The organism is Thalassospira sp. SN3W, from assembly GCF_038070535.1.
GTDB lineage: Bacteria > Pseudomonadota > Alphaproteobacteria > Rhodospirillales > Thalassospiraceae > Thalassospira > Thalassospira xiamenensis.
The window spans coordinates 4,238,078-4,260,787 of the sequence record NZ_CP121124.1; the positions used below are offsets into that span (position 1 = coordinate 4,238,078).

At 54.1% G+C, this 22,710-nt stretch carries 18 protein-coding genes; 11 read left to right on the plus strand and 7 right to left on the minus strand.

Features of this window, described 5'->3' with window-relative positions; genetic code table 11:
* The first annotated feature begins 204 nt into the window (after positions 1–204).
* The 4 genes from P8T57_RS19525 to hemB all read left to right on the plus strand — a co-directional run bounded on the left by P8T57_RS19525 (position 205) and on the right by hemB (position 4,654).
* Positions 205–1,494 carry a PLP-dependent transferase gene (locus tag P8T57_RS19525; protein WP_063091956.1) on the plus strand — a complete coding sequence of 430 codons (1,290 nt, stop codon included), beginning with the start codon at positions 205–207 and terminating at the stop codon, positions 1,492–1,494.
* 120 nt (positions 1,495–1,614) lie between these two features.
* Positions 1,615–2,376, plus strand: coding sequence for a DeoR/GlpR family DNA-binding transcription regulator (locus tag P8T57_RS19530; RefSeq protein ID WP_341364062.1), 762 nt, complete (start codon positions 1,615–1,617; stop codon positions 2,374–2,376).
* Between the two features lie 17 nt (positions 2,377–2,393).
* Positions 2,394–3,572, plus strand: a complete 1,179-nt coding sequence (locus P8T57_RS19535; protein WP_341364063.1) for an MFS transporter — start codon at positions 2,394–2,396, stop codon at positions 3,570–3,572.
* Between the two features lie 80 nt (positions 3,573–3,652).
* A complete protein-coding gene (gene hemB, locus P8T57_RS19540; protein ID WP_062958487.1) occupies positions 3,653–4,654 on the plus strand; it encodes a porphobilinogen synthase in 1,002 nt (333 codons plus the stop codon).
* An 899-nt stretch (positions 4,655–5,553) separates the two neighbouring features.
* On the opposite strand, the gene P8T57_RS19545 is transcribed toward hemB, so the two are convergent.
* Positions 5,554–6,528 carry an HAD hydrolase-like protein gene (locus tag P8T57_RS19545; protein ID WP_341364064.1) on the minus strand — a complete coding sequence of 325 codons (975 nt, stop codon included), beginning with the start codon at positions 6,526–6,528 and terminating at the stop codon, positions 5,554–5,556.
* 485 nt (positions 6,529–7,013) lie between these two features.
* Between P8T57_RS19545 and P8T57_RS19550 the strand changes: the two genes are divergently transcribed.
* Positions 7,014–7,172 carry a DUF1127 domain-containing protein gene (locus P8T57_RS19550; RefSeq protein WP_082242478.1) on the plus strand — a complete coding sequence of 53 codons (159 nt, stop codon included), beginning with the start codon at positions 7,014–7,016 and terminating at the stop codon, positions 7,170–7,172.
* Between the two features lie 116 nt (positions 7,173–7,288).
* Here P8T57_RS19550 and P8T57_RS19555 read toward each other — a convergent pair whose 3' ends face one another.
* Complete coding sequence (locus P8T57_RS19555) at positions 7,289–8,803, minus strand: malonyl-CoA synthase (protein ID WP_341364065.1); 1,515 nt, start codon at positions 8,801–8,803, stop codon at positions 7,289–7,291.
* A 125-nt stretch (positions 8,804–8,928) separates the two neighbouring features.
* Entirely contained in the window at positions 8,929–10,095 is a 1,167-nt protein-coding gene (locus tag P8T57_RS19560; protein ID WP_037991212.1) for a type III PLP-dependent enzyme, read from the minus strand.
* 232 nt (positions 10,096–10,327) lie between these two features.
* Between P8T57_RS19560 and P8T57_RS19565 the strand changes: the two genes are divergently transcribed.
* Positions 10,328–11,815, plus strand: coding sequence for an aldehyde dehydrogenase family protein (locus tag P8T57_RS19565; protein WP_071239964.1), 1,488 nt, complete (start codon positions 10,328–10,330; stop codon positions 11,813–11,815).
* Between the two features lie 342 nt (positions 11,816–12,157).
* Complete coding sequence (locus tag P8T57_RS19570) at positions 12,158–13,378, plus strand: threonine ammonia-lyase (protein ID WP_210766354.1); 1,221 nt, start codon at positions 12,158–12,160, stop codon at positions 13,376–13,378.
* Between the two features lie 38 nt (positions 13,379–13,416).
* On the opposite strand, the gene P8T57_RS19575 is transcribed toward P8T57_RS19570, so the two are convergent.
* Positions 13,417–13,899: a flavin reductase family protein gene (locus tag P8T57_RS19575; protein WP_063091949.1), complete on the minus strand. Its 483-nt coding sequence runs from the start codon at positions 13,897–13,899 to the stop codon at positions 13,417–13,419.
* A 252-nt stretch (positions 13,900–14,151) separates the two neighbouring features.
* On the opposite strand from P8T57_RS19575, the gene motA reads away from it, so the two are divergent.
* The 4 genes from motA to P8T57_RS19595 all read left to right on the plus strand — a co-directional run bounded on the left by motA (position 14,152) and on the right by P8T57_RS19595 (position 18,117).
* Positions 14,152–15,006: a flagellar motor stator protein MotA gene (gene motA / locus P8T57_RS19580; RefSeq protein ID WP_071239962.1), complete on the plus strand. Its 855-nt coding sequence runs from the start codon at positions 14,152–14,154 to the stop codon at positions 15,004–15,006.
* Between the two features lie 42 nt (positions 15,007–15,048).
* Positions 15,049–16,005 carry a flagellar motor protein MotB gene (locus P8T57_RS19585; protein ID WP_341364066.1) on the plus strand — a complete coding sequence of 319 codons (957 nt, stop codon included), beginning with the start codon at positions 15,049–15,051 and terminating at the stop codon, positions 16,003–16,005.
* A 111-nt stretch (positions 16,006–16,116) separates the two neighbouring features.
* The gene (locus P8T57_RS19590; RefSeq protein ID WP_341364067.1) at positions 16,117–16,857 is read left to right on the plus strand and encodes an arginyltransferase; all 741 of its coding nucleotides are present in this window, start codon (positions 16,117–16,119) and stop codon (positions 16,855–16,857) included.
* Positions 16,858–17,022: 165 nt separating this feature from the next.
* The gene (locus P8T57_RS19595; protein WP_037991225.1) at positions 17,023–18,117 is read left to right on the plus strand and encodes a TRAP transporter substrate-binding protein; all 1,095 of its coding nucleotides are present in this window, start codon (positions 17,023–17,025) and stop codon (positions 18,115–18,117) included.
* Positions 18,118–18,193: 76 nt separating this feature from the next.
* Here the strand turns inward: P8T57_RS19595 and P8T57_RS19600 are convergent, their stop codons facing one another.
* From P8T57_RS19600 to parC, 3 genes are all read right to left on the minus strand, one after another.
* Positions 18,194–19,570: a TRAP transporter large permease subunit gene (locus P8T57_RS19600; protein ID WP_341364068.1), complete on the minus strand. Its 1,377-nt coding sequence runs from the start codon at positions 19,568–19,570 to the stop codon at positions 18,194–18,196.
* Entirely contained in the window at positions 19,570–20,115 is a 546-nt protein-coding gene (locus P8T57_RS19605) for a TRAP transporter small permease subunit (protein WP_007089499.1), read from the minus strand. The genes P8T57_RS19600 and P8T57_RS19605 overlap by 1 nt, the downstream gene beginning before the upstream one ends.
* Positions 20,116–20,366: 251 nt before the next feature.
* Positions 20,367–22,610 carry a DNA topoisomerase IV subunit A gene (gene parC / locus P8T57_RS19610; RefSeq protein ID WP_341364069.1) on the minus strand — a complete coding sequence of 748 codons (2,244 nt, stop codon included), beginning with the start codon at positions 22,608–22,610 and terminating at the stop codon, positions 20,367–20,369.
* Positions 22,611–22,710: the final 100 nt, after the last annotated feature.

Consider the following 22,710-nt stretch of genomic DNA (forward strand, 5'->3'; position numbering starts at 1 on the left):
TTTTGGTATTTTCCCTTTACGTAAACGTGAATTCGGATCTTTGTCAATTCATTCGGTATAACAGTACCGAATTATGTGAATAATTTCGCCTCCGACAGTTTCAGGGGCGAATTTGCGAATTTTTGTTCCAATTTCTTGTCGGCTCGCAGCGAATATGCATTACTCCGGTGAAACCAATGCAACTTAAAAATCAGGGGAAACGACATGTCAGGTTCCACGAAACCAGAAACTATTGTTCTACACGCCGGATACCGCGCAGACCCGGCAACCGGATCGGTTGCCGTGCCGCTTTATCAGACAACGAGCTACCAGTTCCGCGATACCCAACACGCGGCCGATCTTTTCGCGCTGAAAGAACTGGGTAACATCTATACCCGCCTGATGAACCCGACCAACGATGTGCTGGAACAGCGAATTGCTGCACTTGAGGGTGGCGCAGCAGCCGTTGCCGTCGGCTCTGGTCAGGCTGCATCAACCTTTTCCGTTCTCAATATCGCCCAGGCGGGTGACAATATTGTAAGTTCCACAGACCTTTACGGCGGTACTTGGAACCTTTTTGCCAATACATTCAAACAGATGGGTATCGAAGTTCGCTTTGCCGATCCATCTGACCCGGAAAACTTCCGACGTCTGACGGATGACAAAACGCGCGCCTATTACGCCGAAACCCTGCCAAACCCTAAACTTCAGGTCTTTCCGATCAGGGAAGTCGCCAATATTGGTGACGAGCTTGGCATACCGTTGATTATGGACAACACCGCCGCACCGGTGCTATGCCGCCCCATCGATCATGGCGCGACGATTGTCATGTATTCGACCACCAAGTTTATCGCTGGCCACGGTACGTCTGTCGGCGGGATTGTCGTCGATTCCGGCAAGTTTGACTGGGAAAAGCATGCCAAACGCTTCCCGTTACTGAATGAACCGGATCCCAGCTATCACGGTGCGGTCTGGACGCAGGCCGTCAAACCCATCGGCCCGGTTGCGTATGCGATCAAACTGCGCTGCACATTGCTGCGCGACGTTGGCGCGGCCGCCTCGCCTTTCAACTCGTTCCAGACCATTCAGGGCATGGAAACGCTGCCACTGCGCATGGAACGCCATTGCGAAAACAGCGCCAAAGTTGCCGACTTTCTGTCGTCCCATCCCAAGGTTTCCAAGGTGATCTATCCAGGCAAACAGGATGGCGAAAGCCGCCGCCGTGCCGATACCTATCTTAAGGGCGGATATGGATCGCTGATGGGGTTTGAGCTTGCAGGTGGCAAAGAAGCCGGCGAGAAATTCATCAACAGCCTCGGCCTGTTTTATCATGTCGCCAATATCGGTGACACAAGATCGCTTGCCATCCATCCGGCCACGACAACGCACAGCCAGCTTTCCGAACAGGATCGCCTTTCATCTGGCGTGACGGACGGTTATGTCCGCCTGTCGATCGGTATCGAACATATTGATGACATTCTTGCCGATTTGAAACAGGCACTCGATAAAGCCTGATCCATCATATCGTTGAATATGATACCGGCCCTGTTTGTGCGGGGCCGGTTTTTTATTGACCATTTTTCCGATCAAAGGTAAACGCGCATTATCGGCAAAACATGCAAAACAGGCAAATCGATGTCGAGTGTCAATTCGCGCCAGCGTGAAATCGAAAAACTGCTTCACAGCCAGGGTACGGTTCATATTCACGACCTGTCTGCTCTTTTTCATGCATCCCTTGATACCATTCGACGCGATCTGCGTCAGATGGAAGATGCCGGAATCCTGAGGCGTATTCATGGCGGCGCTACTTTGCCAAGCACCGCCCGCGAAGGATTTCATGATCGCGCACAGGATTTAAAGCCGGAACGCTCCGAAATCGCCCGCAAGGTCGCCCATGATCTCGTTCCGGATCATGGCGTGGTCTTTTTTGATAGCGGCACGACCATCTATGAAGTCGCCCGGAATCTGAAACCGTCATTTTCCGGTACTGTAATCACGGTCAATCCCCTGATTGCTGTTGAACTGGCCAATCATCTGAATGCGAATATCATCATGATTGGCGGCATGGTTCTGAAACGTGATCTGGCGATCTGCGGACCGACGGCCATTGATGAAATACGCAACTACAATGCCGATCTTGTGCTGCTGGGTACCTGTGCCCTTCATCCAGAACTGGGTTTGACCACCAGCACAGCCGAAGAACGCGCCACCAAGGCAGCGATGCTGGCGCAATCTGCCGAAGCGATTGCGGTCACCACTGCCGACAAACTCGAAACCAGCTTGCCATTCAGGGTCTGTGACCTTGATGCGATTTCCCATCTTGTAACCGGACGGAAGCTGTCGAGCGGTTATCTGAGCAATTACACCGAACGCGGGATCAATGTGATCCTTGCCTGACGGAGGCGGAGCCCCGAATGCCTATCTCCAACCAGATTGCCCATAACAGAATCCGTGCCATTTTCTTTTTGCATGGTGCCGCCTTTTCAAGCTGGGTCCCGCATATTCCGCTGGTGCAGGAGCGCCTTGGATTTGGTCACGATGATCTTGGTGCCATATTGCTGGCGGCCGCAGTTGGTGTTCTTGCCGTTATGCCTGTTGCCGGTCGTCTATCGGACAAGTTTGGCAGCGAACGGGTCGCACGCTATTCCGGGGTGGCTTATTTCATTTCCGTTGGCATTCCGGTCTTCATGCCAAGCTTCATGTCGATTGCGATTGCCATGTTCGCACTCGGCTTTTTTGGCGCATTCCTTGATATATCGATGAATGCCAATGGCCTGAATGTTGAGCGGGCCAAAAAACGCAGCGTCATGTCCGGCTTGCACGGCTTCTGGAGCCTTGGGGGCTTTGCCGGTGCCGGAACGACGGCGGCCTGGTTTGCCCTGCCCCTGCCGGTTGAATGGCATCTTCCGGTCATGCTGACCCTTTTCCTGATTCTGCATCTGGTCCTTCAACGCCAGTTGATGCCTGATGCCGCCGTTCCCCATCCAGTCCAAACGCATGACGGATCATCTGCCAAACAGCGCGCGATGTTTCTGACCCTGCTGCCATTTGGGGCCTGCGCCTTCATCGGCCAGTTTGGTGAGGGTGTGATTACCGACTGGGCAACGGTTCTGATGAATACGGAACTCAATTCCGGCCCGACAATGGCGGCCGTCGGTTTTGCCTGCTATTCGGCGACCATGGCAATCACGCGCCTTTCGGGCGACTGGCTGGTTACGAAATTTGGCCGCCCGCAAATCCTGCTGTCCAGTTCGGCATGCGCATCCTTTGGCCTGTTTGTTCTGGCACTTGCGCCGCATTACGTCGTTGCCTGGATCGGGTGTGCCATCGCCGGGATTGGGCTGGCTGTCATCCTGCCGCTTCTGATTTCTGCGGCGGCGGAGGCAAGTGGCAGAAGCGGCGGTGCTGTCGTTTCAACCATTGCAGCAACCGGTTACACGGCCCTGATGGCCGGGCCACCGGTAATCGGGGCAATCGGCCAACAGGTTGGCCTGGTTACGGCTTTTGTCCTGACGGCAAGTTTTCTGTCTTTAATCATCCCGGTCTATCTGCTGACCATGCGTAAACGCCTTTATCGCACCAGCAACAGTTGATCCGCCGTCAATTCTGCCCCATAAATTGGGCACCTCATTTCTGAATTCAGAATGCCGCCCCACTGACAAGAGAACAGATCATGGCCAAAACAGTCACCTATGGCACTTTCCCGCGCACCCGCCTTCGCCGGACCCGCATGAGCGACTGGTCGCGTCGCATGGTGGCGGAAACCCGATTGACCGCACATGATCTGATCCTGCCGGTGTTTGTGATTGACGGCAAAAACGAACGGACACCGATCCCATCAATGCCCGGTGTCGAACGCCAAAGCGTTGACGTGCTTGTTGAAACGGCAAAACATGCCGAAAAGCTTGGCATCCCTGCCCTTGCGCTTTTCCCGTATATTGATGCCAGCCTCAAAACCAAGGATGCGCGCGAAGCATATAATCCCGACAATGTGGTTTGCCGTGCGACAAAGGCGATCAAAGACGCCTGCCCCAATCTTGGTGTCATTACCGACGTTGCCCTTGATCCGTTCAATGCGGATGGTCAGGACGGGATCGTGATTAACGGTGAAATCCTTAATGACGAAACGACCGAGGCCCTCGTTCGGCAGGCACTGGTTCAGGCACAGGCCGGATGCGATGTTGTCGCCCCGTCCGACATGATGGATGGCCGTATCGGTGCCATTCGTGATGTTCTGGAATCCGAAGGGCTTAAAAAGGTCCAGATTATGGCCTATGCGGCAAAGTACGCCTCGTCCTTCTATGGCCCGTTCCGCGATGCAATCGGATCGGCTTCTGCCCTGGGCAAGGCGGACAAGAAAACCTACCAGCTTGACCCCGCCAATAGCAGCGAAGCGATGCGCGAAGTCGCCTATGATCTGGAAGAAGGTGCTGACTCCGTCATCGTGAAACCGGGCTTGCCATATCTCGACGTTCTGTATCGGGTGCGCGAAGAATTCGGCGTCCCTGTTTTCGCCTATCAGGTATCGGGTGAATACGCAATGTTGCGGGCTGCGGCCCAGAATGGCTGGCTTGATTATCTTGGCTGCGCCATTGAAACGCTATCCTGTTTCAAACGTGCCGGCGCGTCAGGAATCCTGACATACAGTGCAATTGACGTTGCCGAGGCCATTTAACGAGGAAACTTTTTTCGGCCTTTCTGGAAAAAGTTCTTGATTTGTTCTTTGGCTTGTGGCATAAAGATAAAGTCAACAGGACAAATGGGTCCGGAGACAAAACCCGCAAAGCGTGATTCGCTTTTGCGGGTTTTTGCGTTTCAGGCGGCAAAAATGGGAATGGGATGATGATGAAGCAGCTATCTGATCGTCTGAAAGGACGACGGCGGTATCGCCAAATGGGCATCACTGGCGCATGGAAAAGTCATTACGGCGGTGGTGCGTCCGGGCCGTGAGGCCACCGGAAATTACGAAAAACTGTGGTTTATCATGACGGGAGAGATGTGCCCTTGGGGCAAGGGTGTTTGTTCGGGGCGGCGAGAGCCGGGCAGATGTCAGCCCATCCCGCCGCTACCCAACCGGTCGATGAAGTCTGGCAATGCCGAGGATCAGCAGGCCCGAATTGCGTCTGCATTGGATCGGCTGGTCATCAATGGCGGGATTTGTGCCTGCCCTGCGACAACGCCTTCGTCCTTGGGGCGAGGTGCGCTTGTAGTGTCCATCGAAAGCCCGAGGCGTTTGTTCGGGGCAGCAGGGACTGTGGGGCGTGGTCGGTCTGGCGCAAACCAGTTCTGTCTAGCCCAGCTCAGCCCCGTCCGTCCGGCCTACCCGGTCGATGGTGTTTGGCGATACCGAGGGGCGGCGGAATTGGGTTGGGTTGGGTTGGGTTGGCTTGGCTGGATTGGCTTGGCGATTGATCAAAATCGTCATTCCGGGCGCAGCGCAGACCCGGAATCCATGCCCTGTTGAAAGAGGCTGGATTCCGTCCGTTGCGGCAATGACGATCAGGTCAGGAGTGCCTTGTCAGCGGTCCGAGGTCCGTTTGGTGGGCCGTTCTTACCAGGGCGTTTTATCGATTATCAGGCACAGCAGGCTTCGCTTTTGGCACCTGACACGTCAATGCCATGACCAATCGCACGCGCACAGAAATGCGGACGCAGACCCGACTTTTCAAACAGGCTTTCGATATCGTCCTGACCATCGAGGAATCCCCCCTGATGCACCAGAAGTGTCTTGATGCCGGCTGCCAGCCCGCCCAGCACATCGGTATGGATTGTATCGCCCACCATCAGGACCCGATCCCGGCTGATATCGGGATGACGACGCAGGACTTCATCAAACACGTGACCGTAGGGCTTGCCAACGCAATCAGGTATTACGTTGCAACGATCCGCTGCCTTATGGGCGAAATATCCGGACTCAACGGACAGGAATGCCCCCATCGGCGCGCAGATATCGGGATTGCCGACCAGAATGGGGCGCGGATTGGCGGCAAGGCTTTCTTCCAGATGATTCTGCTGGATATCGGACCAGTTTTCAGAATCAATAAGAACGAAACCGTCAACCGCATCATAAAGCGCGCGATCCGCACCAAGCGGTTCCACCCTGCCCGGCAGGATATCAAATGGCCAGTGAACCGGTGCCATGGCCCCCCAATGGGACAGATCCCTGTAGGTTTCCATCATCGGGGCCACGAATTGCTGGCTGCTGATCAGGTTTGTCGTGTTGAAATCGAACCCGCGCCCGCGATGCCGTGCGAGGATCGCCTCGGCCGAACTCGATGCATCATTGGTGACAACGGCAAGTTTCTTTCCCGATTTCTGAAGGGCAGAAACGGTTTCGACCGCGCCGGGAATGGCTTGCGGCCCGCTGTTGAGCACACCAAAAGCATCGAACACGATCAGATCAAATTGGTCCACGATTTCCAGAAGGTTTCCAACATACTGTGTTTTTGCGGGAACAGATGCCGGATCAACCTGCGGCAAACGCGGCGCATATTGCAGATAAGCGGCAATTGCCTGCTCAAAGCTGAGCTGAGGGCGGTTGATACTCATCTGTCCGTGTCTCCTGTCCGATAGAAAGCCATCCGTGAATTCGCCTGAAGGCATCAATCCGGATATGTTCGTATGAAAATCGCGATTGCTGTTGTAGCTGTTCCGCTTTCAATTGGAAAGCGATTGGTAATTTAATTAGCTATGCGCTGAAAACATAGCAACAAACAACGAAGCAAATCTGTATTATGACGTTATTTAAGCGTTTTCGTTGCAAAAACATGACTTTCTGCGCTTTCCAACCTCCAGCCATGCAAAAAACGCATTGGATTTCACAATCAACCGGGCGTAGTTTGCACTCACGAAATAAAAACGATGTATCGACTGGCTGATGCGAAAAAATGCAGATGATCATTCGGTACATATCAAGCAGACCGACACGTCAAACCAGTTAACTATTCCTTCATGGAATATCTTCGGTGAGCACATGCCGGTTATCTGAATGACAGTGCCAATATGAAATTGGCCGGTTTGAAATAGGTGATGAAATGATCGTAACCAAGATTTTTGCTTTCCTGCGCGCCCTTCGTGTTCAGTACCAGACCCAGACTGCGCTCCGTAAACTTGATGCACGTGAGCTGGCAGATATCGGCCTGAACCGTGACATGATTGACGATGTCGCACATCGCGTTGCTTTCGGTCGCTAAGCCAGACGGTAGCCGTCCAAAGAAAAGCCCCGGCATTGATTGCCTGGGCTTTTCTTGTTTTCGGGATAATGTGCTGACGGGGCAAGCTGTCCCTCGCCCCGTTGTAGCGCCCCGTTCTAGTTGGCAAATAGCGCGCTATAATCCTCTCGCAGGATATTCTTCTGTACTTTTCCCATCGCATTACGCGGAAGTTCGGACACGAAGAAAACGCGCTTGGGCACTTTGAAATTGGCAAGCTGCCCCTTGATCGCATTGACCACGTCATCTTCGGACAGTTTATCGCTACTGCGGACGATCACGGCCACAACCGCCTCGCCGAAATCCGGATGCGCAACACCGATCACGGCACTTTCGACAACACCATCCATCTTGTCGATGACCGTTTCGATTTCTTTGGGATAAACGTTAAACCCGCCGGAAATCACAAGATCCTTGGCGCGACCAACGATATGGACATATCCCTTGGCATCGATTTTCGCGATGTCACCGGTAATGAAGAACCCGTCTTCGCGGAACTCCTCGGCCGTTTTTTCCGGCATTTGCCAGTATCCGGCAAAAACGTTCGGCCCGCGAGCTTCCAGAACGCCGATCTCGTCGGTTCCAAGCACATTCCCTTTATCGTCACAGACCCGGACTTCCACATCCGGCAGAGCCGGGCCGACCGTATGCACGATCCGTTCCCCATTGAGCGGATTGGACGTTGCCATTCCCATTTCAGTCATGCCGTAACGTTCCAGCAACGCCTTGCCGGTCCGTTCCCTGAAAGCGACAAATGTTTCGGGCAACAAGGGTGCTGATCCTGAAATGAACAGCCGCATGCCCGAGGTCACATCGGCATTGAAATCATCACCGGATAACAGCCGGACATAGAATGTCGGCACGCCCATCATGACGGTACTGCGCGGCAACAGCGCCATGACCTGATCGCGATCAAACTTCGGCAGGAAGAACATTCTCGATCCCGACAGCATCACGCAATGACACGCAATGAAAAGCCCGTGCGTATGGAAAATCGGAAGCGCATGTAAAAGAACATCGTCCGGGCCAAAGCCCCAAAGCTTTTCCAGGGTCGCGGCATTTGACCATAAATTGGTCTGGGTCATCATGGCGCCCTTTGGCTTGCCCGTCGTGCCGGATGTGTAAAGAATGGCCGCAAGTTCATCATCTGCACAGGCAACCGGGGTAAATTCGGCGGGGAAATCCGCCGCCTGATGGATCAGCGTTCCCTCGCCCGACGTGCCAAGTGTTAAAACCTTTTCAACGCGCTGTGCGTCGGCAATTGCCGTTACCTCGTCTTCGCGGTGTGGCTGGCAGACAAAAACAATAGGTGCCGCGTTCCCCATGAAATAGGCAAGTTCACCTGCCTGATACGCGGTATTCAGCGGCAGATAGACCAGACCTGCGCGGATACAGCCCAGATAAAGGAACAGGGCTTCGGGGGATTTATCGACCTGAACCGCGACGCGATCACCTTTTTTGGCACCAAGGGCTGTTAACAGCCCCGCAATACGTGCGGATGCCGCATCGGCATCACCGTAACTGTATGTTTTGCCCTCTGCCGTTTCGATCAGGACCTTGGACAGGTCGGATGGAAATCGGCTTCGTATGCGCATGAAAAGGCTGTTGGTCACGGCGTATCTTCCCTGTTTCAGATCTTGTGCCGGGCATTCATGCTGCCCGATGTCATACCGGGCAGCATAGTGCACACAAGGATATCCGCAAACAAGTACTGTTTTACCGCTATGACCGATTGTGGTCAGCCGACCTGCGGAAATTCGCCATCAATGAACGGGAATGTTTCGCCAACCGTCACCAGCAATTCCGGGTAAAAACCGTTGAAATGGGTGGCCAGCGCGTTGCTGTAGGCACCGATATGACCAAACTCGATCCAGTCCCCTTCGCGGATGTCGGCGGGCAAGGTTACCGTTGCCGGAAGCACATCCATATTGTCGCAGGTCGGGCCATAGATCGTAAAATCAAGGGTATCGGTGTCGTTGAAATCACCGCCGATCCGCATCGGTCGTACCGGGAAACGCAACTGCCCGGTGACCGCCTCGGAAAGGCTGCCATAGACACCGTCATTGATGAAGAGCTGGTCCTCTTTACGCAGATGCACCTGCGTGATCAGCGACACGCCACTCGACACCAGGGCGCGACCCGGTTCGCACATAAAGGTGGTATCGGGCAGGCCAAGCCAGCGAATGCAGTCCTTGATTTCCTCCATGAAGACCTCAAGCCCCGGTGCGCGCTGGTTCATATATTGGCCGGGGAACCCGCCGCCAACATCGATATACCGGACTTTTACCCCGGAAAAATCAACAACCTGCCGGATCAGTTCGACGGCAATGCGATACCCGTTGGGTGTTGTGCATTGCGACCCGACATGGAAACAAAGCCCGGCGGTATAGCCATAGCCATCAACTTTCTTCAAAAGTTCCGATGCCGTCATCGGACGGGCACCGAATTTTGCCGAAAGGTTATAGGCCGCGCCTGCCGGCGGGGTTGCCAGGCGGACATGAATGACCAGATCGGTCTCGCCGTCGGTTTCGGCGCGGACTTTTTCAAGTTCATCCTCGGTATCGATCACGTAATGCTTTACGCCGAAAACACGGTGCGCGCTGCGAATGGCATCCCGGCTTTTGACAGGATGCATGAAATAGACGTTCATGCCCGGAAACTGGCGACGGACAAGGGCAATTTCCTCGGGCGATGCGGTATCGAAATGACGAACACCGCCTTCATGAAGGTAGCGCATGATTTCCGGATGCGGATTGCATTTGACCGCATAAAGGACATTGCCGGGAAACATATCGACAAACCGTTTGGCCGATTCACGCAGGATGTCAGGGCGCAGGCAATAAACCGGGTAAGAAGGCTTAAGTTCACGAACAACATCAAACGTCGTATCGAAATGGCGCGGCATGGGTATCCCCTTGTCCTTACGGAATTGTATCTGTGGCGCATTCACAATTCGAAATGCAGCCCGCGTTTAAGTAACCCTATCAACCCTGCCCCTGACTGTCATGCCTAACATGGTGAAAGGACCTTGCCTTTCCGGTATCGGATCGATAAATTGGTAAACCAATACCGAATAACCGTTTATTTTGCGACGCAGCCGGAAAACGGGCGCGCAGCTATATGACAGGGAGCCTGAAATGTCTATCGAACCCGTGCTTGATCCCCACAAACTGGTCAAGGAACTTGATGGCCGTCACCTGATCGACGGGGAACTTGTACCGGCCAGAAATGGCAGAAATTTTGACGTGCTGAACCCGGCAACCGGCAAGGTTATTGCGCAGGCTGCCGAAGGTGACGCCGATGACGTCGATTTCGCGGTTTCGGTGGCAAAGAAGGCCCAGAAGGATTGGGCAAACCGCCCTGCCCGCGAACGCGGCAAGCTGGTGGCGGAATGCGGGCGTATCCTGACCCAGCATGTCGAGGAACTCGGCCGGATGGTGGCCCTTGAGTCCGGCAAGGCGTTGCGGACGGAAAGCCGGGTCGAGGCATCGGTCCTGGCCGACATGTTTACCTTCTTCGGCGGCCTTGCCTCGGAACTGAAGGGCGAAACCATTCCGTTCAACCCGAACATGATGACCCTGACAACGCGTGAACCGGTTGGCGTTGTCGGTGCGATCATTCCCTGGAACGTGCCGTTGCTCCTGATGGCGATAAAGGTTGCCCCGGCCTTGGTGGCGGGCAATACCGTTGTTGTCAAATCGGCGGAAGACACCCCCTTTACCGTCCTTCGTGTCTGCCAGATCATGCAGCAGATTCTGCCAAAGGGTGTTCTGAATATCCTTTCCGGCTTTGGTCCGGGATGTGGCGGCCCGCTGGTGGCGCACAAGGATGTCAAAAAGGTTTCCTTCACCGGATCGGTCGAAACCGGTCGCACGGTTTACCGGGCAGCGGCGGAAAAACTGATCCCGGTCACGCTGGAACTGGGTGGCAAATCGCCGATGATCGTGATGGATGATGCGGATCTGGACAAGGCCATTGCCGGGGCAATTGGCGGCATGCGCTTTACCCGTCAGGGCCAAAGCTGCACGGCATCGTCGCGCATTCTGGTACATGAAAGCCTGCATGACGAGTTTGTTAACCGCCTTCTGGCCAAGGTCAACACCCTTAAAATGGGTGATCCATTGGACGAGGAAACCGATATCGGCACCATCATCAATCGCAAACAGCGCGACAAGGTGTGCGGTTATATCGAGATCGGCGAACAGGAAGGTGCGACCAAAAATGAACTCAGCGCCCTTCCGACCGATCCGGCACTTGCGGACGGCATGTTTGTCCGTCCGGTTGTCTTTACCAATGTCAAACCCGATGCGCGGATTGCCCGCGAAGAAATTTTTGGCCCTGTTGCCTGTGTGTTCAGGTTCAAAACCTTTGACGAGGCGATCGAGCTTGCCAATGACAGCGACTTTGGCCTGGCCGCAACCGTCTGGACCAAGGACCTTAAAACCGCACTGACGGCGACCAAACGGCTCGAAGCGGGCTTTGTTCAGGTCAACCAGAACCTTGTCGTGCAGCCAAACCTGTCATATGGCGGCGTCAAGCTTTCGGGTCTTGGCAAGGAGGCATCGCTTGAAAGCATGCTTGAACATTTCACGCACAAGAAAACCATCATCATGAATATGGAATAACCCTGCCTGCGTTCCCAAACCGGCCGGGTTGCAAATGTTGCAACCCGGCCTTTTTGTTTGCAAACTTGACCTTGCGCGCCTAATCCGCAAAGCTGCATCACGATTACCGACCCATAACCCGGAAAGAACATGGCTATGTCTGCTTGCCTTGACATCCTCGCATCGCATCCCCGTCCGACGCTTCGTGCCGGTGCGATGGCCATGATTATCGGGATTTCCGCCCTGCGAATGTGATCCCTGTCATCCGCGGATGACAGGCTTGGTTAAACATCCGAATTTTGCCCACACATGATAAAATGCCAGCACATCACGTAAAGTGCGGCTGGCCGCAGGAGTATGGAAATGACCGTTTCCTATCACGACATCGTACGCGCATCCGGCTTGCTTGAAGGTATCGTCAGCAAAACGCCATTGGTAAAATCACAAACACTTTCAAATATTTGCGAGGCCGAAGTTCACCTGAAACTTGAAAACCTGCAATATACGGCCTCCTTCAAGGAACGCGGCGCTTATATCAAACTTGCCAGCCTCACCCCCGAGGAACGCGCGAAGGGTGTCATTGCCGTATCGGCAGGCAACCATGCGCAAGGTGTGGCCTATAACGCCAAACGACTTGGCATTCCGGCAACCATTGTCATGCCGAAAAACACGCCCTTTACCAAAGTCCGTCACACCCGTTCACACGGGGCGGAAGTTGTCCTTGAAGGCAGTGTTTTCGCCGAAAGCCTTGAAGCCGCATCGAAAATTCAGGAAGAACGCGGCCTGACCTTTGTTCACCCGTTCGATGATCCGCATATCATTGCCGGTCAGGGTACTGTCGGGCTTGAAATCCTTAATGATGGGGCGGACATCGACACCATTATCGTCCCCATTGGCGGCGGCGGTCTTGCGGCCGGTATTGTTACGGCCATCAAGGCCCGACGCCCGGATATCGAGGTGATTGGTGTCGAGACCAAGCTTTATCCTTCCATGTATGAAGGCATCAAAGGCCTGCCGCTTTCGGGCGGTGGTGTGACGATTGCCGAAGGCATTGCGGTCAAGCAGCCCGGTGGCCTGACCCTCGAAATCTGCAAGGAAAAGCTTGATGATGTGCTGCTGGTCGAGGAAAGCTCGATCGAGCGCGCCATCCAGATGCTGATCGAGATCGAGAAAACCGTTGTCGAAGGTGCTGGTGCGGCCCCTCTTGCGGCTCTACTTGACCATCATGACCGTTTCAAGGGCAAGAAGGTCTGCATGATTGTCAGTGGCGGCAACATCGATACACGCCTTCTGGCACAGGTTCTGATGCGTGGTATGGCGCGCGAAGGCCGCCTTGTGCGTGTGCGTATCGAAATTCCCGATGTTCCGGGCGCACTTGCAACCATCAGCGCGCTGATCGGCGACGCCGAAGCCAACATCATCGAAGTGTATCACCAGCGTCACTTCTATGATGTGCCGGCAAAGCAGACCGACGTCGACATGGTGCTGGAAGTCAGAGACACCTCGCACGCGGAACAGGTGATTACAAAACTGACCGGTGCCGGATTTGGCAGCCGCCTTCTGGGCAACACATCGCTCGACTGAAATTACAAGGGTCAGCGACAATGCCGTTGGCCCTTTGCTCATTTACCAAGGGAGCGATAACGGCCACCATAATAAAGCAGAGGATCACCGGTATTCCCGAGCGAGATATCCTGCACATGCCCCACGATGATGCTGTGATCTCCGCCATCGTGAATTGCATGTCGTTTGCAGGAAAAGGTCGCAAGATTACCGATCAGCTTTGGCACACCATGGCAATCATCTTCGAAAACAAGGTCTTCCCAACGGTCGTGAACCGGTGATGAAAACAGGTCAGACAGGTCGCGTTGATCCCGATTAAGGATATTGATGCAAAAACGGTCACACTCACCTGCAAACAATGAATGTGTGGCCGCGCGCTGGTCTACTGAAAAAAGGACCAGAGCCGGATCGAGCGACACCGACGCAAACGAATTGATCGTAATGCCTGCTTTTGCGCCATTATTCGCCCGTGCCGTAACAACCGCAACACCGGTTGCAAATTGTCCCAGACAGTCCCGAAAATCGCGCGATGAAAATGACATATTGAAGAATGCTCTTGCTGATAAAACCTATTGGACATGCCCTGCGTACAGGATCAGGGAAAATGGCGGGAAAAACTTGTGCTGTCAAACCCCACGCGTCAGCGTTTTAAACGCTATATTAATAAGATTAAAAGTTAATATGAATCATATAAATACAAGCGCTGCGACCCTAACACTCCGGCTTCCCGGAAGGCTGTCCATGATGAGGAATTTACGGTTGCGGCGTATTTTGGGGTTAATGGGGACTGCATAATGTTTCTGATTATCGGTTACGTCATAGTACTCGGCTCGGTACTTGGCGGGTATTTGCCTCACGGGTCATTTAGCATTCTCGTTCAACCTCTTGAAGTCCTGATTATTTTCGGGGCTGCGTTTGGTGCATTTCTGACAGCCAATCCGTTAAGCGTTGTCAAACGATCCTTCAGCTATACCCTGCGTGCCATGAAAGGCCCCAAGAAGAAAGCTTCCTATCTTGAGCTTTTGACCTGCCTTTATGCGGTTTTTCGTCTCGCCAAATCAAAGGGCGATCTGGCGCTTGAAAGCCATGTGGAAAACCCCGAAAGCTCAAGCCTTTTCGCAAACTTTCCCGGCGTCACCAAAGACCATCACGCCCTTGAATTCATGTGTGATTATCTTCGGTTGCTGACCCTTGGCACCACCAATGCGTATGAACTGGAAGCTGTGATCGATCAGGAACTTGAAGCTCATCACGAGGACGAACATTCTGTTTCCGATGCCGTTCAAACAGTTGGCGACGGGCTTCCCGCACTGGGTATTGTCGCCGCCGTTCTTGGGGTTATTGTCACCATGAGCTCCGTGACGGAACCGCCCGAAATTCTGGGTGGCCTGATTGCGGCAGCACTGGTCGGGACATTCCTTGGTATTCTTGGCGCTTATGGTTTTGTCGCACCGACGGCATCCATCATCAAGAAAACGCTTGATGCAGACGCAAAATACTACAGCTGTATAAAGGCGGCACTCATCGGACACATGCAGGGTTATGCGCCGCAGGTTTCGGTAGAATTTGCACGAAAAACCCTGCCACATGATCTTCGGCCAAGCTTCAAGGAACTTGACGAGGCTTTGCAAAATGCACCAACCGCTTGATTTTTGAATAATCCATTTCCGGTTTAGAGAAAAACGCGACGCATGCCCGATATCGTTATAAAGAAAATCAAGAAAGGCGGTCACGGCCACCATGGTGGTGCATGGAAGGTTGCGTATGCCGACTTTGTGACAGCAATGATGGCGTTCTTCCTGCTGCTTTGGCTGCTTAGCAGTGCCACTGAAGAACAGCTACAGGGCGTGTCGAACTATTTCACCCCGGAAACCATTTCTCAAAGCGATTCCGGTTCCGGCGGCATTCTGGGTGGCCAAAGCCTTGCAGAACAAGGTGCCTTACGCTCTGAAACGGGCGCGCCGACGGTCAGCATTGACATTCCTCCGGTAAAAACACCGGAGGAAATGGCCGAGCAACGCCTTGCCGAACAGGAAGACAAGGAATTCAAGGAAGCGGAAGAAGAACTTCGCAAGGCGCTTGAAAGTTCCCCTGATTTGCAGGAACTTGCCAAGAATATCCGGATCGAAGAAACCGACGAAGGTCTTCGCATTCAGATTTTGGATGAAGACGGCACCGCAATGTTCCCAAGCGGTAGTGCCGTCATGGCCGACCACACCAAACTTCTGCTGTCAAAGGTTGTCGAAGCTATCCAGGGTATGCCGCAGGATATTTCGATTGAAGGCCATACAGATGCCGTGCCCTTCTCGACAGTCACTGGTTACAGCAACTGGGAACTGTCCTCGGACCGCGCCCTGGCAACCCGCCGGGAACTTGAAACGCAGGGCCTTGCATCCGGCCGCTTCGCCAAAGTTGCCGGCCTTGCCGATACGGACCCGCTGCTCCCCGAAACGCCGGAAAACGAACGCAACAGACGCATCAGCATCACGCTTCTGCGCGGAACCGGTGAACGCCCGGCCGTTGATGGCGAAACCTCCGCCCCTGCGCAGTCTGGCACCCCATCCACCGAACAGGGATCAGGACAAGAATCGGGCAATTCAGCGCCTTCAAACCGGCGCCCCAGCTTCTCTGTCCCTTCAAACCGCTAGGGAATTTTATGGCGAGTTCAGACAATCGTCGGGGTCGCCCTTTAAACCGTCATGATTCATACCTAATCTCATATTATCAGAAGAACCTCTGAAGCTGGGGCACAACGGTAAATGACAGTCAATCAAAGGCGACTGACACAGCATTACTTCATGACCGCTCCCATGCCATGCCCCTATCTGCCTGGCAGGTTCGAGCGCAAGCTGGTGACAGAACTGCGCGGTCCCGAAGCAAATAACGTTCACGATCTGCTGTCTCGTGCCGGTTTCCGCCGCAGTCATTCTATTGCCTATTTGCCTGCCTGCAGCGAATGTGACGCGTGTGTTCCCGTCCGGGTACGTTCCGAAGATTTCTGCACGACCAAATCGTTTCGTCGTATCGCGGCAAAAAACAATGATCTGATCCGGGCCGTCTCGCCATCCGTCGCCACACAGGAACAGTTTCAGCTTTTCAGTCAGTATCAGGACGCCCGTCACGGCAATGGCGATATGGCCCGGATGGATGCCCGAGACTATCGTGCCATGATCGAAGACAGCACTGTCGACACCTCCATTTTTGAATATCGGCGCCAGAATGGCAGTCTGATCGCGGTTGCATTGGTCGATAACCTCTCTGATGGCCTGTCTGCCGTATACAGCTTCTTTGATCCCTCCGAACAGCGCCGCGGACTTGGAACCTTTATCATTCTTGATCTGATAAAAGAGTCCCAAGTCCTTGGTTTACCCCATGTTTATCTTGGATACTGGATCGGAGAGTGCCGAAAGATGTCCTACAAGATGCGCTTTCAACCTCTGGAAGGTTTTCGGGGCGGAAACTGGGTTAGCCTTCCGGCCAGTGACGGTATTGACGGTTGATCTTTGGCTCGCGATACTCCGCCGCAACTACTAGACCAAAGTAGTAGTTCCCCCATCGATCCCCGGTTGCCACATTCTACAGACGCATATAAGCTTTGCCCCAAAGCCGCATGACGGCTTTGAGTCAATAAATCATGAGCTTGCATCTTTGGGAGGCTGTAATCTATGAAACGTCGCCAATTTCTTTCCGGCGCAGCGGTAGCCGGTGCGACCGCTGCGGTCGCGTCTACCTTTGCCAAACCGGCAATCGCACAGGAAGTCCGTGAGTGGCGCATGGTCACGACCTGGCCAAAAAACTTCCCGGGTTTGGGGACCGGGGCGAACCTTTTGGCTGAATATATAAACAAGGCATCAAACGGCCGCATGAAGGTGACCGTTTTTGGCGCGGGCGAAATCGTTCCCGCCTTTGAAGCCATTGATGCTGTCGGTAATGGCACCGTCGAAATGGGCCATGGCGCGCCTTATTACTGGAAGGGTAAAGTCGATGCCACCCAGTATATCGCAGCGATGCCATTCGGACTGAACGCCCAGGAACAGAACGCATGGTTCCAGTGGGGCGGCGGTCAGGAACTTGCTGACAAAGTCTATTCCGAACTGAACTGCAAATTCTTCCCGTCCGGCAACACCGGCACCCAGATGGGCGGCTGGTTCAACAAGGAAATGAATACGATTGATGACTATAAAGGTCTGAAAATGCGTATTCCGGGCCTTGGCGGCGAAGTCGTCAAAGCTGCGGGTGGTAACGTCGTGAACCTTCCGGGTGGCGAAATTCCGCCTGCCCTTCAGTCCGGTGCGATTGACGCGACCGAATGGGTTGGTCCGTATAATGACCTAGCATTTGGTCTCTATAAATCGGCCAAGTTCTATTACTATCCGGGCTGGCATGAACCGGCGACCGTTCTTGACAACTTCATCAACCTTGATGCGTGGAATGCCCTTCCCGACGACCTCAAGGCAATCGTCGAGCAGGCCAACCGTGCTGTGAACCAGATGGTTCTGTCGGAATTCACCGCACGGAACAATCAGGCGCTCCAGACCCTGCGCGACAAGCACAATGTCGATGTTCGCCCGTTCTCGGACGACATTCTGACAAACCTTGGCGCATTGTCGGGCACGGTTCTGCGTGACCTCGTTGCATCAAATCCGCTCTCGCAGGAAGTTTTCGAAAGCCTGATCGCGTTCCGTACCCAGTCGATTGGCTGGTCGAAATTCTCGGAATCGGCTTTTGCCCAGGCACGTATCCTGCCGTTCAAATACTAAGTTTTCAGATATCGAAACCGAAAAGGGTCGGCATTTGCCGACCCTTTTTGCATGACAGGTTTTGGCTGGCCTGCGGTTACTTGAACAGCAAATCCGGAAGCCATGTCGCCAGTGCCGGGAACGCCGCCACAAGCCCCAAGCCCAGGACCTGGATCAGGACAAACGGAACAATCCCGCGATAGATGTCCCAGGTCTTGATTGCCGCCGGAGCCACCCCGCGCAGATAGAACAGCGCAAAGCCGAACGGCGGCGTCAGGAAGCTGGTCTGCAGGTTGATGGCAATCATCACGCCAAGCCAGACCGGATCGATATCCATCTTGAGCAGGATCGGGCCAACGATTGGCACAACCACAAACACGATTTCAATGAAATCAAGGAAGAAGCCCATGACAAACATCAGCAGCATGACGACCAGCATGGCGCTGAAAACACCGCCAGGAAGGTTATGCAGCAGTTCTTCGACAAGGTGATCCCCGCCAAGGCCACGGAAGACCAGCGAGAACACCGATGCGCCCAGCAGGATGACGAAGACCATTGCACTGATCTGGACCGTCTGGCGTGTCACATGGCGTAAAACGTCCCATGACAGGCGTTTATAGAACGCCGCCAGAATGACCGCACCAACACCGCCAAATGCCGCGGACTCAGTCGGTGTTGCGATACCTGTAAGGATCGAGCCCAGCACGGCGACAATCAGCAATCCCGGGGGTATCAGCGCACGAAGAACTTCGCCCCAAAGACCTTCCGGACGTTTGTCGGTGACCAGCGGAGGCGCCGATTTCGGATCAATAAACGCCTGAATGATGATCCAGCAGATATAGAGCCCGACCAGAAGCATGCCGGGAATGAATGCACCGGCAAACAGGTCGATAACCGAAACCGGTTCCGGCGCCCAATTGCCCAGCGAACGTTGTGCTTCGGCGTAAGCGCCTTGCAGGATATCACCGAGCAAAACCAGCACGATCGACGGCGGTATGATCTGCCCCAATGTACCGGATGCACAGATTACCCCGGTCGAAAGACGCGGACTGTATCCGGCCTTTTGCATCGCCGGAAGGCTGAGAAGCCCCATCGTTACAACGGTTGCCCCAACGATACCGGTCGAAGCCGCCAGCAGCATCCCGACCAGCACAACCGAAATGCCAAGCCCCGCCCGCATGGTGCCAAACAGAAGCCCCATGGTCGTCAGCAGCTTTTCGGCAATCCGGGCACGTTCGAGCATGACGCCCATAAAGACGAAAAGCGGGATCGCGACATAAAGCTCGTTGGTCATCACACCGAAATAGCGTGACGGCAACGACCCCAGAAGCGGCATGTCAAACACGCCCATCGAGTTGCCGATCAGCGCAAAGGCAAGCCCCGTTCCTGCCAGGGAAAACGCAACCGGAAAACCGAGAAGAAGAACGCCGCAGGCTACTGCGAACATTACAAGGCTAAGAATTTCCCCCGACATCAGACGCCCTCGTGCTCTTCTTCTTTGATTTCAAATTCTTTATGTCCGGCCAGCACAAGAATGCTGCGCGCGGCGAGTGACAGCCCCTGCAAGCCAATCAGGACGCAAAAAACGAGAATGACCGATTTATAAAGGAACAGCCCCGGCAAACCACCGGTTTCGTGCGATCCTTCAAGGCGGTGCCAACTGGTCATCACATAAGGTGCGCTGTAAATGTAGACCATAATGATCACAGGCAGCAAAAGCAGCAGGGACCCGAAAAGGTCGACCCATGCTTTATAACGCGCCGAAGCCGGACGATAAAAAACGTCCACCCGGACATGACCACCATGCAGCAATGTATAACCGGCCCCCACCATGAACACGATGCCATGCAGCCACATATAGCTTTCCTGCATCGAAACCCAGCCAATGGAAAACCCGTAACGCAGCGTTGCCACCAGAAATGTGATAACAACCATCGGGATGACCAACCAGGCTACGCCACGTCCGATCCAGTCATTCAGACCGTCAACGAAACGGACGAAACTCCCTAGAAAATTCACGTTTTCACTCCCACGCCCTTTTGGAACTCACAGGGAAATTGCGGGCTCCCTGCCAATCAGGATGCGAAGTTACATATTTACGCCTTAAAACGCTATATATTTTGCCCGTTTCCCGCCTTGTTCAGCATCCTAAATAAAATCAAACCGCGTTTTCACCCGTGATTGACAAATTTCGCCCGGAAACGAGAAAAGGGATAAGAACATCCCTGCCCTTATCCCTTTGGAATCTCATTAATCCCGTGAAGGATGCGTTATTCGAACCTGTTTGACCGCGGGAACCCGGTTGGCGGCATGCGTCCGGCACCGGCACGCTTGCCAATCCATTCTGCAAGCTCGGTAACGGTACGTGTACGGCCCTCGCTGCCGCCCATGGTCCAGCTCAGTCCTTCTTCAAGATTGAACAGGACCAAATCAGCCATGCCACCCTGACGGTATTTCTGGAGGATAACACCGCGCCCACGGGTCATTTCAGGGACTTCGGAAACCGGATAGATCAGAAGTTTACGGTTTTCGCCCAGAACAGCGACATGATCCTTGTCGACCGGAAGGCAGATTTTTGCCTCTTCATCCTTGCCAAGGTTCAAAATCTGTTTACCGTTCTTGGTCTGCGCCACCACATCGGCTTCGGCCACCTGGAAACCGCGACCGGCAGAACTTGCAACAAGCAGGTTCCGGCCCGGCTTATGGATGACCATCGCAACGATGTCATGTTCCTGGGGCAGATCAATCGTCAAACGGATCGGCTCACCATGACCACGTCCGCCCGGCAGCTTGTCGCACGACATCGTGTAACAGCGGCCTTCGGTGCTCATGATCAGAAGCTTGTCCGTCGTGAACGCCTTCAGCGCAAAACGCCCTTCGTCACCGTCCTTGAATTTCAGGTCGCTGATGTCTGAAGTATGCCCCTTAAGGGCTCTGATCCAACCCATTTTCGAACAGATCACCATAATGGGTTCACGTTCAATCAGGGCTTCCAGCGGAACTTCGATTTCTTCCGGTGCATCACCGATTTCGGTACGGCGCTTGCCAAGGGTTGTCTTCTTGCCGAATTTCTCGCGCATTTCCTCGACTTCGTCGCGGATTTTCTCCCAACGCAGGCTTTCGCTGGCAAGAAGTGCTTCGAGACCTTCTTTTTCTTCGGTCAGTTTCGCATGCTCGTTCTTGATTTCCATTTCTTCGAGCTTGCGCAAAGACCGCAGACGCATGTTGAGGATCGCATCCGCCTGAACTTCCGTCAGGTCGAAAGTCGACATCAACGACACCTTCGGCTCATCCTCGAAACGAATGATCCGGATGACCTCGTCAAGGTTCAGATAGGCAACAAGATAACCATCAAGCACTTCAAGGCGATGATTGATCTTGGCCAGTCGATGGTTGGAACGACGGATCAGAACGTCCTGACGATGGGCCAGGAACGCACGCAGTACTTCGCGCAGATTCATGACGCGCGGCGTATTGTCCCCGTCCAGAACGTTCATGTTCAGACCAAACCGGATTTCCAGTTCGGTATTCTTGAACAGCATCTCCATCAAATGTTCCGGCTCGACCGCACGGGTCCGCGGCTCAAACACCAGACGGATCAGGTCGGTCGACTCATCGCGCACATCAGCCAGAAGCGGAAGTTTTTTCAGAACCATCAGATCGGCAATACGCTCGACCAGTTTGGCTTTCTGAACCTGATAGGGAATTTCGGTCACAACGACCTGGAACAGTCCATGACTGAGCTTCTCGACTTCCCATCTGGCGCGCAGACGGAATGAACCGCGCCCGGTGGCATAGGCCTCAAGAATGTTTTCGCGCGGCTCAACCAGAACCCCACCGGTCGGGAAGTCCGGCCCCGGAACACAGCGGACGAGTTCCGCAATCGAGGTATCAGGATTATCGATCAGCTTGATCAGGCCGGCACACAGTTCGCCAGCATTGTGCGGCGGAATGTTGGTTGCCATACCAACCGCAATACCGGCCGCACCATTGGCCAGCAGGTTCGGAAACGCTGCCGGCATGACAATCGGCTCGTGATCTTCGCCGTCATATGTCGGGCGGAAATCAACCGCATCTTCGTCAAGGCCATTCATCAGTGCCGCGGCAACGGCCGTCATGCGGGCCTCGGTATAACGCATTGCCGCTGCGTTATCGCCGTCAATGTTGCCAAAGTTCCCCTGCCCGTCGACCAGCGGATAACGGACGGCAAAATCCTGTGCCAAACGCACAAGCGCATCATAGACAGACTGATCACCATGCGGGTGATACTTACCAATCACGTCACCGACAACACGGGCGCATTTCTTGAACCCCTGCGCCGGATCAAGTTTTAGCTGGCGCATGGCATACAGCAGACGCCGATGCACGGGTTTCAGACCATCGCGCACATCGGGAAGAGAACGCGACATGATCGTCGACATGGCATAAGCGAGATAACGTTCGCTCAACGCGTCGGCAAGGCGCGTTTCCCTGATTTGGCCGGCATTGGCCGGATCGGAAGTCTTGGTGCTCATGAACGATTTTTCTTGTTGTTTGGCAGGTTGCAATCAATTCGGCAATTCAGTCCGGTGTCCGGCACTCAATCACCATTTTGGCAACATACTACGGTGGGTA

Bases quoted from the DNA above. Each gene is read 5' to 3' on its own strand.
- P8T57_RS19525 (WP_063091956.1), top strand. From the start codon at position 205: ATGTCAGGTTCCACGAAACCAGAAACTATTGTTCTACACGCCGGATAC.
- P8T57_RS19530 (WP_341364062.1), top strand. From the start codon at position 1,615: ATGTCGAGTGTCAATTCGCGCCAGCGTGAAATCGAAAAACTGCTTCAC.
- P8T57_RS19535 (WP_341364063.1), top strand. From the start codon at position 2,394: ATGCCTATCTCCAACCAGATTGCCCATAACAGAATCCGTGCCATTTTC.
- hemB (WP_062958487.1), top strand. From the start codon at position 3,653: ATGGCCAAAACAGTCACCTATGGCACTTTCCCGCGCACCCGCCTTCGC.
- P8T57_RS19545 (WP_341364064.1), bottom strand. From the start codon at position 6,528: ATGAGTATCAACCGCCCTCAGCTCAGCTTTGAGCAGGCAATTGCCGCT.
- P8T57_RS19550 (WP_082242478.1), top strand. From the start codon at position 7,014: ATGATCGTAACCAAGATTTTTGCTTTCCTGCGCGCCCTTCGTGTTCAG.
- P8T57_RS19560 (WP_037991212.1), bottom strand. From the start codon at position 10,095: ATGCCGCGCCATTTCGATACGACGTTTGATGTTGTTCGTGAACTTAAG.
- P8T57_RS19565 (WP_071239964.1), top strand. From the start codon at position 10,328: ATGTCTATCGAACCCGTGCTTGATCCCCACAAACTGGTCAAGGAACTT.
- P8T57_RS19570 (WP_210766354.1), top strand. From the start codon at position 12,158: ATGACCGTTTCCTATCACGACATCGTACGCGCATCCGGCTTGCTTGAA.
- P8T57_RS19575 (WP_063091949.1), bottom strand. From the start codon at position 13,899: ATGTCATTTTCATCGCGCGATTTTCGGGACTGTCTGGGACAATTTGCA.
- motA (WP_071239962.1), top strand. From the start codon at position 14,152: ATGTTTCTGATTATCGGTTACGTCATAGTACTCGGCTCGGTACTTGGC.
- P8T57_RS19585 (WP_341364066.1), top strand. From the start codon at position 15,049: ATGCCCGATATCGTTATAAAGAAAATCAAGAAAGGCGGTCACGGCCAC.
- P8T57_RS19590 (WP_341364067.1), top strand. From the start codon at position 16,117: ATGACAGTCAATCAAAGGCGACTGACACAGCATTACTTCATGACCGCT.
- P8T57_RS19595 (WP_037991225.1), top strand. From the start codon at position 17,023: ATGAAACGTCGCCAATTTCTTTCCGGCGCAGCGGTAGCCGGTGCGACC.
- P8T57_RS19600 (WP_341364068.1), bottom strand. From the start codon at position 19,570: ATGTCGGGGGAAATTCTTAGCCTTGTAATGTTCGCAGTAGCCTGCGGC.
- parC (WP_341364069.1), bottom strand. From the start codon at position 22,610: ATGAGCACCAAGACTTCCGATCCGGCCAATGCCGGCCAAATCAGGGAA.